Here is an 11,175-nt window from a genome sequence, read left to right as displayed (position 1 = left end):
CTACATCTTATATATCTTCGTCCTGGTGAAATACCGGGCCAAAAAGAGCAATGAAGGGTACATTCCTGAACATGAGGGGGGCAACAAGGTTCTTGAGGCCATCTGGATTATCATCCCGATCATCATTGTAGCCTTTCTGTCTGTTGTGACGGTTAAGTCCACACATGCAGTCGAGAATGTCGCCTCTGAGTACAAGGATCAGAAGCCGCTCGTCATTTATGCTTCTTCTTCCAACTGGAAATGGCATTTCAGCTATCCTGAGGAAGGTATTGAAACAGTTAACTACGTCAACATTCCCGTTCACCGTGCGGTAGAATTCAGACTTTACTCCTTCGGGACCATTACGAGCTTCTGGGTTCCCCAGCTTGCCGGTCAAAAATATGCGATGAGCGATATGCTTACCGAGCTTAACCTCTCGGCCGATACTGTAGGATCTTATATCGGAAAGAACTCGAACTTCAGCGGTAAGGGCTTTGCCCACATGGAATTCGAGACACTTGTAATGACCGATAGCGATTACCAGGATTGGGTGAAAGAAGTCAAAGAAACTGCACCTGCGCTTACCGAAGAGGAATTCAAAGGTCTGCTCGCCGCTGAAGTACTTGGACGCAAAACCTATTCCTCCACGCATCTTACGTTTAGTCCTCCTCCGGGTGACCATAGCGAGCATATGAGCGGAAACGGCTCGGAAATGGATATGGAGAACGGCGGTAAGGAACATGAGGACAATAAGGAAATCCATCCTTCTCCGGAGCCATCCAGCCAGACAGAGTTTGACAGTGTGCCTAATCCGGAAGTCGATGAACCGCTGCCAAGTTCGCCTGTTGAAGAAACTACGAACTAATGATGCAATAGCAACAACCTGAAAGGAGCCACCCTAATGGATTTAGACAAATTTAAGGTTCACGGCGAACCCTTGATTTACGGAGCCATGGTCAGTATCGCACTCGCTACCATCGGGATTCTCGTCGGGTTGACCTATTTTAAGAAATGGGGATACCTGTGGCGCGAATGGCTTACTACCGTGGATCACAAGAAAATCGGGATCATGTATATTCTCGCAGCACTTCTGATGCTGTTCCGCGGTGGCGTGGACGCGATGATGATGCGTCTGCAGACCGCAGCACCGGAAATGAAATTCCTCGATGCGCAGCATTATAATGAGGTATTTACCACCCACGGCCTGATTATGATTCTCTTCATGGCCATGCCTTTTATCATCGGTCTGATGAACGTAATCATTCCGCTGCAAATCGGCGCAAGAGACGTTGCTTTTCCGCGCCTCAACGCTGTCAGCTTCTGGCTATTCTTCATGGGAGCCATGCTGCTTAACATTTCCTTCGTTATCGGGGGATCACCGGATGCAGGCTGGTCCGCGTACTTCCCGCTGGCGAGTCTGGAATTCAGTCCAACTGTTGGTAACAACTATTACTCCCTGGCACTGCAGATTTCCGGTATCGGGACACTGATTACAGGGGTTAACTTCATTGTTACCATCCTCAAAATGCGCGCCCCAGGCATGACGCTGATGAAAATGCCAATGTTCACCTGGTCCGTGCTGATCACCAACGTCATTATCGTCTTCGCCTTCCCGGTGCTCACCGTAGCACTTGCCCTGATGATGTTTGACCGTCTGTTCGGTTCGCAATTCTTCACGATGGAGAGCGGCGGGATGGATATGCTCTGGGCCAACCTTTTCTGGGTCTGGGGACATCCGGAGGTTTACATTGTTATATTGCCGGCATTCGGAATTTACAGTGAAATTATCGCCACCTTCTCCAAAAAGAACCTGTACGGCTATACCTCAATGGTATTCAGCATGGTCATCATCTCGCTCTTGTCCTTCCTGGTTTGGGCTCACCATTTCTATACCATGGGTCAAGGCGTTATGGTCAACAGCTTCTTCTCGATCACTACGATGGCGATTGCCGTACCAACCGGGGTCAAGATATTCAACTGGCTGTTCACCCTTCGCAAAGGGCGAATCACCTTCACGACACCGATGCTATACACTCTGGCCTTCATTCCGATCTTCACAATCGGCGGTGTAACCGGCGTTATGCTGGCGATGGCCAGTGCGGATTACCAGTATCACAATACCATGTTCCTGGTAGCCCATTTCCACTACGTTCTGATTCCAGGCGCAGTGTTTGCGGTTATCGCCGGCTTCCATTACTGGTTCCCGAAAGTATTCGGCTTCCGTCTTAATGAACGTCTCGGCAAACATGCTTTCTGGTGGATTATTATTTCCTTTAACGTGACCTTCTTCCCGCTCTTCTTCCTGGGACTGATGGGAATGACCCGCCGTATGTACACTTATTCAGAGGAGAGCGGCTTCGGTCCGCTGAATATGCTGTCCTTCGTCGGAGCAGTAGGTCTCGCAATCGGTTTTGTCATTCTGGTCTACAATATCTACTGGAGTACCCGCTATATGCCAAGAGATACAACAAGCGATCCTTGGGATGGACGTACCCTGGAATGGGCTACACCAAGTCCAATTCCGGCTTACAACTTCGCTATAGTGCCAAACGTAAAAACCCGCGATGCCTTCTGGTCAGCCAAGCAGGATAACGTGCCGCTGTTCGAGGATAAAATCACCAAGATTCACTTGCCTAACAATACCGGGAAGCCGTTTATCCTGGGTGTTATCTTCTTCTTCCTGGGCTTCTTCCTCGTATTCAGCATGTGGATTCCAGCGATCGTTGCCGGAGTCGGCGTAATCATTATGCTGGCTGCGATGTCCTTTGACCGGGATCACGGCTTCTACGTACCGGCTGAAGAAGTTATTGCTACTGAAAAGAAATTGCGGGGTGAGACTGTATGAAAATAGATGCGTCCAAGCCGCTGGAATATTCAACAGAAGAGAACAGTAATAAAATCTTCGGCTTTTGGGTTTTTCTCGGGGCTGAAATACCGCTCTTCGCTACACTGTTTACTGTATACTTCGTAATGGTTAACCGCTTTGCCGACGGTCCAAGCGGCAAAGAGCTGTTTGAAATCGGCCCGGTGCTGGTTGAAACCTTCCTGCTGCTTACCAGCTCGTTCACAATCGGCCTCGCCATTCATGCTATGCGGCACGGCTACAAGAAAGCGATGATGTTCTTTATGGGCATCACGCTCCTGATGGGTCTTGGCTTTATCGGCATTGAAATCGATGAATTCTTCACCTATGTCCATGAAGGCGCCACACTCCAAACCAGCGGTTTCCTGTCCAGTCTCTTCGTACTGCTCGGAACCCACGGTGCCCACGTCAGCTTCGGCTTCCTGTGGGGAGCAGGGATCATGATCCAGCTGTGGCGGCAGGGAATTACTCCGGCTACTGCCAATAAAGCCTTTATCTTCTCACTGTTCTGGCATTTCTTAGACGTTGTCTGGATCTTCATCTTCAGCTTCGTCTACCTGAAAGGACTGATGTGATATGATAAAGCAACTGTTTCCAATTCGCCATGTAATGGGTTATCTGGCTTCTCTGGTCCTTTCTGCCGCTGCGCTGATCGTGATCTATGGAGACCTCTCCCAAACGGCTAATATGACGGTTCTGCTCATCACTGCGCTTATCCAGGCATCCCTGCAGCTCTTTGTGTTCATGCACATCGGGGAATCGGCAGATACCAAAAAAGAACTTTATCTCAACATTGCTTATGCCTTGTTCGTAGGACTGGTAACCATCTTCGGTACGCTCTTCATCTTCGTATGGGGCTGGTATTCCTAAGACAGGCATATAATCATTCTTCTATTAAGCAAGCCCGCATCCGGTGATTTGGCCGGAGCGGGCTTTTTTTTTGCAGTGCATCGCAATTCTTTAATTTCAACAAACATTCAGCCCATATTCAACCAACATTCAGCGCAGCCTCAGATCCCTTTCAGTTTACGGTTCTACAATGTAGACATTCACAGCACAGAAACATGTTCTACATAGCAGTACCAATACAACGTGTAAAGGATGAGATTGAGATGAGTAAAAAAAGTACAATGAAGGGTTTTGTCGTCGGAGCCGCAGTAACCGCCTCACTGGCTATGTCCATGTCCGCTTATGCCGACACGATTCAAAAACAGATCGCCGTCACCTACGATGATATTATCGTGAAGCTGAACGGCCAGGAAACGGCCCTTAAGGATGCTACGGGTGCTAAGGTAGAGCCTTTCATCTATAACGGCACTGTCTATCTGCCGGCAAGAGCCATATCCGAAGCCGTCGGATTGAGCGCCAGCTATGACAAGACAACGAAAACGGTCAGCCTGACCTCCAGCGGTGAATCCGTGTCTACAGACGGTAAGACAGGCACTCCGCCTGAAGGAACACCTGCAACGGGTACAGGCAGCAGTACAGACAGCACGGTTGATGCCAGCAGCCTCGGCAGTGCAACCTATCTGCTAAGCGGCAGCACTGCAGCCAAAACAGGGGATACCATTTCCGCCACTGCGATGGGTGCCTCGGCCGTTAAAGTTACAGACAGCGGCAACCTGACCCTAAACGGTGTGACCCTGAACAAGACGGGGAATACTTCCTCCGAGGACAACAGCAACTTTTACGGACTGAACGCAGCACTCCTGGCAACTGCAGGCAGCACCATTACGCTAAATGATTCTACGGTTTCAACAGCAGCTACCGGTTCAAATGCCGTGTTTGCAACGGGTGCAGGCTCTACGGTCAATGTATCCGGCGTCACAATCAACACCACTGCTGATTCTTCACGGGGACTGGATGCAACCTATTCCGGTACAGTTAATGCTACGAACACCAATATCACTACATCAGGCACACATTCTGCCAGCATCGCTACAGACCGCGGCAACGGCACAGTCAATGTTACCGGAGGCACCATGAATACAACCGGCACCGACTCCCCGGGGATCTACTCTACCGGCAACATTACAGTTACCAATGCTTTGCTCACCGCAACCGGATCGGAGGCAGCCGTCATTGAAGGCAAAAATTCCATCACCTTGAACAACACCAACCTGTCGGGAGCAAAAAAGAGCGGCGTAATGCTCTATCAGAGCTTCTCGGGTGATGCGGAGGTCGGTACCAGCACCTTCAATATGACTGGCGGCTCGCTTGCTGCTTATGCCGGACCATTGTTCTATGCTACCAACACCGATGCAGTGATTAACTTGAAAAATGCAGGCTTGACCGCTGCCTCAGGAATCCTGTTGAATGCAGCCGCAGATCAATGGGGCACAGCCGGCGCAAACGGCGCAAGCGTGACCCTGAATGCGAGTGCCCAGCCGCTGACCGGTGATGTGACCGCTGACAGCATCAGCAGCGTCGCGGTGGTTCTATCGAACGGAAGCTCCCTGAGCGGTGCAATTGATAATGCGAATACGGCGAAGTCCGCTTCGCTTACCCTGGATGCTAACAGCACCTGGAATGTCACTGGCGACTCCTACTTGAGCGCGCTGATCAGCAGTGTGGCTGACTTCTCCAATATCCAGGATAACGGATACGACATTTATTATGATGCTTCCGCAAGCGCCAACAGCTGGCTTGGCGGCCAGACCTACTATCTGGCCAACGGCGGCCTGTTAACTCCGGCGGTTAACTCCGGCGGTTAACTAATCTTGCTGCAACATAGTAAACAGACCCTGGAAGCTAATGTTCCAGGGTCTGGTTCTGTTTAAGTTATGCATGCCGGACAAGACAGAATTAGAGTTAGAGCTTAAACCGTCCCATTTCCTTCTGCAAATCCTCTGCCAATGTCGCAAGATATTGGGCCGAAGCCATCATTTCTTCCATCGCCGACAGCTGTTCCTCACTGGCAGCACTGGTATCCTGAACATCTTCTACGCCCTTACGGGAAATTTCACTCACCCGTTCCATCGCCCCTGATACGGCCCGGGACTCTTGTGAGACATGTCCGACCGCCCCCCCTGATCTCTTCTGTCTGCAAGGCAGCAGCCTTAATGGAATCCTGAATTTCTGCAAAGGCCAGCGAGACGACTCCACTCTGCTCCACTCCAAGCGTTACAAGCTCAGAACCGAGTTCCATGGACTCCACGGCACTGCCGGTCTGCTGCTGAATGTCGGTAATAATCTCTGTAATCTGCAGCGAGCTTCTGCCGGTTGCCTCGGCCAGCTTGCGGATCTCTCCGGCAACAACAGCAAACCCGAAGCCATGCTCACCGGCTCTAGCCGCTTCAATCGACGCATTCAGCGAGAGCAGGTTGGTCTGGGTGGCAATTTCATTGATAGTAGTAATAATGGTGTTGATCTCTGCGGACAAACTGCCCAGATTGCGGACAATGGACTGAGTGGCAGATACACTGGCATTAATATCCTGCATTTGTCCGATAATTCTGTCGACAGCTGCGGCACCATGATCCGTTGAGACCGCTGCTCCAGCCATAAGGTCAGCCATTTCATTACTGCTGCGCTCAACAGCGGCAATGTCCTCCGTCATCATCTGCACAGATAACACCGTGCGGTCAATGCTGTTCACTTGAGTTTCGAACCCGGCAGCAATCTCACTTGAGGTTTCTGCAATCAGCCGGGAGGCACGCCCCGTCTGCTCAGCACTTGCACTCATTTCCTGAGAGGAGGCAGACAGCACCTCTGCGCTCTCTGAAATTCCCTGCATCATACGCTTTAAGCTGTCCAGCATAGTGTTGAATGAAGTATTAATCTGGCCGATTTCATCTTTGGATTGATACGCTGCCGTTACGGTCAGATCGCCCTCCTCGGCACGCCGCATAAGGGCCTGCAGTTCTTTGAGCGGCTTCGTAATCAACCGGGTGATGATAATGCTGATTACAATGCATAGTACCCAGGCTGCAGTAATGAGTATGCTGCTTACCGTCGAAGAGGTTTGTGCATTATCCAGAGTGAGTTCATTATACTTTTTGGCATCCGCCAGCAGCAGCGCTGACGCATCGTCAAGAAGACCCACCATCTTCGTCCGGGACTCGCTGAACGCACTGCCCGAGAAAACCTGGTATCCTTCTCCGTTGAGATGCTTATTGGCAAGCTGAATAATGTTATCGCGTTGTGCCCGGTAATCCTCCAGGAGAGACATGTACTCATTAATTTTGTTGCTGACTTCAGTATCCTTAAAGTCGATGGATTTCAGCTGGTTCATCAGTTCATTATTCTGCTTAATCTTCTCCTGAATCCCGGCAGTGAGCCCCTGGCTCTTCTCCGCCTCTTTCGTAAGCAGGTCTTCCAGCAGAAAGGACTCGATAGCCCGGTTATTGGCGCGTATCTCTGTAACCATATGGATAGGCACCAGATTCAGATTGTAAGTCTCTTGCGACCGGTCAGCTAATTTGTTAGTGAACAGAATACCATTCATACCGATACCGATCACCATGATTACTGCAACAGCCGCAAGCACGGCCATTTTATATTTCACCTTCAGATCTCTCATCGTCCTTGTTCCCGCCTTTTCCCTACTTGCTGTATTCTATTTATCGGCGAAAAAGGTCGAAAAATGATACTTTATTAAAAAATTTGTCGAATAATCTATTCTAATTTTCGCCAATTCAAATTCACACAATGTAAACCCGCTATTCCTGCAGCAAGCCGTACTTTTTGCGGAAACGCTCCAGCACTTTGGTCCACCCTCCGGCAAGAATGGCAAGGAAAAAGACATTGGACAACGCATGCGCTAAATCAAAATAAAAGCTGGAAGCATATGCAGCGGCCACAAGTCCCCAGCTGAATGCGTCCGGAAGGCTGATGATATACCAGACATTCATAATCCAGCCGAATAAGAACCCCCACACAAAGCCGAAGATAAGCATACCGCTGCGTTTCTTCATCCACCAGGTATTCCGCAGCCAGCCTGCACTAAGGCCAACCATCCCCCAGGCAAACATCTGCCAGGGTGTCCAGGGACCCTGCCCGAAATAGATATTAGAGACCAGCGCGGCCACAGCCCCGATGATGAAGCCTGCTTCTGCCCCAAATACATAGGCCGACAGAATTACAATCGCTGATACAGGCTTCACACTGGGCAGTGCAGCGAACGGAATCCGGCTGACCGCCGCAATAGCCGACAGTACGGCGAGCAGCACCAGCTCTCTGGACTCCAGCGGCCGCCGTTCCAGGCGGATAAAAACCGGGAGCAGCGCAGCGAGAAGCAGCACAAGGCTGAGCAGCATATAATGACGGTCCTTCAATGCCGCCGTAAGCGCCAGGCCGGCGATGAAAAGGGCTACGGCAATTATAAGCGGAATGCGGAAACGTGCCAAGCGGCCATCACATCCTCTATGGTCAATGCCTGCGGAAGGATATCCCGGACCATGCGGTTAACCGCCGTAGTATAGAAATAATTACTGCTGAAGAACTCTGACGGCCTTCCCTCCTGCGGTAATGCTCCCGTCAAATAGCAGTGCACAGCGGGACGCGTACCGTGCGGCAAACTCTACATCATGCGTCACAATCCCAATACTGATCCCCTGGTCCAGCAGCTGCCCGAGCAAGCCCGCAAACCGGGACTTGGCATCAGGGTCCAGACCCTTGGTCGGCTCGTCCAGCAGCAGCACCGCCGGCTTCAGCAGCATGATCATCGCCAGCGCCAGCTTCTGCTGCTGGCCGCCGCTAAGATCATGCGGATGGCTCTCCAACACCTGCTGAAGCTGGAACACCTCCAGCAGCCGGTCAATCTCCGGTTGTGCCGTTTCGTTAGATAACCCGGCAACGGAGGCCATATGCCTCAGCTCTTCTATAACGGTGTCAAAGCTGAAATACAGCAGCGGATTCTGGGCCAGATATCCGGTAGTTATCCCTTTGGCGAGGTCCACCTTGCCGCGCTGCGGCTTTGCCAGACCGCTCAGTACCTGCAGCAGGGTGGACTTGCCTGCACCGTTGCCGCCCAGGATTGCCAGCAGCTCGCCTTGATACAGTGACAGGTTCAGCTTGCGCAGCACCTCCGGCCCATCCTTCTCATAGCGGAAGGTGACTTCCCTGGCGCCAAGCAGCGGTGCAGCCGGTACAGAGGAACGTGCTTGGCCTACTGCTGCGGCATGCTGCAGGTTACCGGCGGCAGGCACCTCCTGTCCGCTGGCCGCATAGGCCTGCAGCCAGCGTTTGCCTTCACGGACCGTCAGCGGAATAGCTTCCAGCGGCAGCTCCTCCTCCGGTGACAAAGCAAGGAACAGCCGTGATGCAGTCGGCAAGTAAGCCCGGCGCGCAGCCTGCCGCGCGTCACCGGCTCCCCGCACGAACTCGCGGGGACTGCCAGAAGCCTGCAGCACACCGTCTTCCAGCAGCAGGACACGGTCTGCCAGCGGGAGGACCTCCTCCAGGCGGTGCTCACTAATTATGATGGTCATCGACATTTCCTCATTCAGCCGGTGCAGAGTCTGGATGAACTCACGTGCCGCGACAGGGTCCAGCTGTGAGGTCGGCTCGTCCAGCAGCAGCAGCTTCGGTTGAAGCAGCAGCACGGAGGCCAGATTCAGCAGCTGTTTCTGACCCCCAGAGAGCTCATGCACCGATTTGTACAGCAGCGGCTCCAGACCGAACAGGCCGGCCATCTCTGCCAGTCTGCTCCGCATGACAGAAGGCGGATAGCCCAGGTTCTCCATCGCGAAGGCCAGCTCATGCCAGACGGTATCCATTACAATCTGCGCATCCGGGTTCTGAAAGACCATCCCGATATCCCCGGCCGCCTTCTCCGCCGGCAGCTCCGCCAGCGGCTGCCCTTGATAACGGATCATGCCGCTGCCTGTACCCACGGGGGTAAGCTCACGCTTCAGATGGCGCAGCAGTGTTGTTTTTCCGCAGCCCGACGGGCCAAGCAGCACAACGAACTCCCCTTCTTCTACTGTGAATGAGAGCTCATGGAGCGAGTCCCGCTCTTCTTCGGGATAACGGAAGGATAAGCGCTCCGCCGTGATGATCTCCATAACCATTTCTCCTTTCCTTCCAGGCCCAGGGGAGTCAGCACGAACAGGCAGAAGCTGATATACATCACCGCTTCGCCCCCGCCGAACTCCATAGGCTTCATACGCGGATAAATCTCCAGGATTCCATATCCCTGCAGCCAGCCGATCAGCGGGATCAGACCGCTGACGGTAAGCAGCAGAAGGATTCCCTTATCCAGCCGGTCCAGCTTAAAGATACTGTATGCGCTGCGTTTGCGGATGCCATAGCCGCGTGCCTTCATCGAATCGCCGGTCTGGAGCGCTTCCTCCAGCGACCAGGTCAGCAGCACTTTCAGCAGCGTCATGCCGTCCTGTATTCTTTTGCGCAGGCTGCCTTGACCCGTATCTATGCCCCGGAGGCGCTGGATGAGGGTAATTTGCCGCAGCCTTCTTTGGAACAAGGGCACAAACCGCAGTGCCATCAGCGTCAGCAGGGCTGTTTTGGGTGCAGCCGCAGCGAATAAATACATAAATTTATCTGTCGTTACCGTGTAATTGTAAGAGATGAATATGATAAAAATCGTGAGCAGCACCAGCATCATCATCAGCCCGTAGAGCACAGCCTCCAGCGTGACCGGCTGATCCCAAAAATAAAACAGGATATGCGCTCCCCTGTGGGAGAACAAAGGGTTCAGCACAGCCACGGAACCGGCCATCAGCAGATAAAAGGGCAGCCCGCGCAGCAGCTGCCTTCCCTGTCCCTGCAGCAGCAGAAGGCCCGCGAGACCTGCAATCTCCGTTACGAGGAACAGCGGATGAAACAGCAGCGCGGCGAACAGCATCAGCCCGCCGTAATAGAGCAGCGCGACCGCCGGATGCATGGCGCGGAAGCCGCTGCTCATGGCGCTTTGGCTCCCAGGTCTTTGCCGAGATCCAGCGTATACAGCCACTCAATGGTATCGCCGGGGTTTACGGTATAGCTTCCCGCACCTTTATCCGGGAAAGCTCCGTTGACCTTATACATCCAGCCGCTCTCCGCCCCATGGTCGAACTCATAGAGATTGTCTATGCCTTCAACATAGGCGAAAGCCTTGGCGCCCTGATATTCCATCTGGATTTTGGATGAACGGGTAATCCGCTTCAGCAGCTCCAGCGCAGTCTCGCCTTCCTTGATCTCATAAGCGGCTGGCGCCAAAATCACCCCATGCTCCTCATCTCCCGTAATGGAGATGACCGCTGTAGCGGCCTCTGCGGCAGGCTGCACAGACGCAGCTGCTGCTGTGGCCGCCGGCTGCGGCGTGGCTGCCGGCCGCGCAGTCGCGTTGGCTGCCGGTGGCTTCGCACCGGCAGAAGGGCTTGCCGCAGCGG

11 protein-coding genes are annotated in these 11,175 nt (G+C 52.9%); 5 read left to right on the top strand and 6 right to left on the bottom strand.

The window, feature by feature from the left end:
- The 5 genes from AQR02_RS00635 to AQR02_RS00615 all read left to right on the top strand — a co-directional run.
- The coding region (locus AQR02_RS00635) for a cytochrome aa3 quinol oxidase subunit II (RefSeq protein WP_245237005.1) at positions 1-844 on the top strand (844 nt) is incomplete at its 5' end.
- A gap of 36 nt (positions 845-880) precedes the next feature.
- Positions 881-2,824, top strand: coding sequence for a cytochrome aa3 quinol oxidase subunit I (gene qoxB, locus AQR02_RS00630; RefSeq protein ID WP_054938941.1), 1,944 nt, complete (start codon positions 881-883; stop codon positions 2,822-2,824).
- Positions 2,821-3,417 carry a cytochrome aa3 quinol oxidase subunit III gene (gene qoxC / locus AQR02_RS00625; protein WP_054938940.1) on the top strand — a complete coding sequence of 199 codons (597 nt, stop codon included), beginning with the start codon at positions 2,821-2,823 and terminating at the stop codon, positions 3,415-3,417. The genes qoxB and qoxC overlap by 4 nt, the downstream gene beginning before the upstream one ends.
- A 1-nt stretch (position 3,418) precedes the next feature.
- Positions 3,419-3,712, top strand: coding sequence for a cytochrome aa3 quinol oxidase subunit IV (qoxD, locus tag AQR02_RS00620; protein WP_054938939.1), 294 nt, complete (start codon positions 3,419-3,421; stop codon positions 3,710-3,712).
- A gap of 242 nt (positions 3,713-3,954) precedes the next feature.
- Complete coding sequence (locus AQR02_RS00615) at positions 3,955-5,556, top strand: stalk domain-containing protein (protein WP_054938938.1); 1,602 nt, start codon at positions 3,955-3,957, stop codon at positions 5,554-5,556.
- A 97-nt stretch (positions 5,557-5,653) separates the two neighbouring features.
- Here AQR02_RS00615 and AQR02_RS32185 read toward each other — a convergent pair whose 3' ends face one another.
- The 6 genes from AQR02_RS32185 to AQR02_RS00590 all read right to left on the bottom strand — a co-directional run.
- On the bottom strand, positions 5,654-5,812 hold the full coding sequence (locus AQR02_RS32185) for a hypothetical protein (RefSeq protein WP_159067652.1): 159 nt from the start codon (positions 5,810-5,812) through the stop codon (positions 5,654-5,656).
- Positions 5,805-7,364, bottom strand: a complete 1,560-nt coding sequence (locus tag AQR02_RS00610; RefSeq protein WP_054938937.1) for a methyl-accepting chemotaxis protein — start codon at positions 7,362-7,364, stop codon at positions 5,805-5,807. Before AQR02_RS00610 ends, AQR02_RS32185 begins: the two co-directional genes overlap by 8 nt.
- A gap of 139 nt (positions 7,365-7,503) precedes the next feature.
- Entirely contained in the window at positions 7,504-8,190 is a 687-nt protein-coding gene (locus AQR02_RS00605; protein WP_054938936.1) for an ECF transporter S component, read from the bottom strand.
- Between the two features lie 81 nt (positions 8,191-8,271).
- The gene (locus tag AQR02_RS00600; RefSeq protein WP_054938935.1) at positions 8,272-9,849 is read right to left on the bottom strand and encodes an ABC transporter ATP-binding protein; all 1,578 of its coding nucleotides are present in this window, start codon (positions 9,847-9,849) and stop codon (positions 8,272-8,274) included.
- A complete protein-coding gene (locus AQR02_RS00595) occupies positions 9,765-10,709 on the bottom strand; it encodes an energy-coupling factor transporter transmembrane component T (RefSeq protein WP_054938934.1) in 945 nt (314 codons plus the stop codon). Before AQR02_RS00595 ends, AQR02_RS00600 begins: the two co-directional genes overlap by 85 nt.
- Positions 10,706-11,175 (bottom strand): DUF4430 domain-containing protein (locus AQR02_RS00590; protein WP_148449123.1); only part of this gene is annotated, 470 nt, incomplete at its 5' end. The genes AQR02_RS00595 and AQR02_RS00590, both read right to left, overlap by 4 nt.

Origin of the sequence: Paenibacillus ihuae, from assembly GCF_001368795.1 — a bacterium.
GTDB lineage: Bacteria > Bacillota > Bacilli > Paenibacillales > Paenibacillaceae > Paenibacillus_AQ > Paenibacillus_AQ ihuae.
This window is presented reverse-complemented; position numbering and strand designations above follow the sequence as displayed.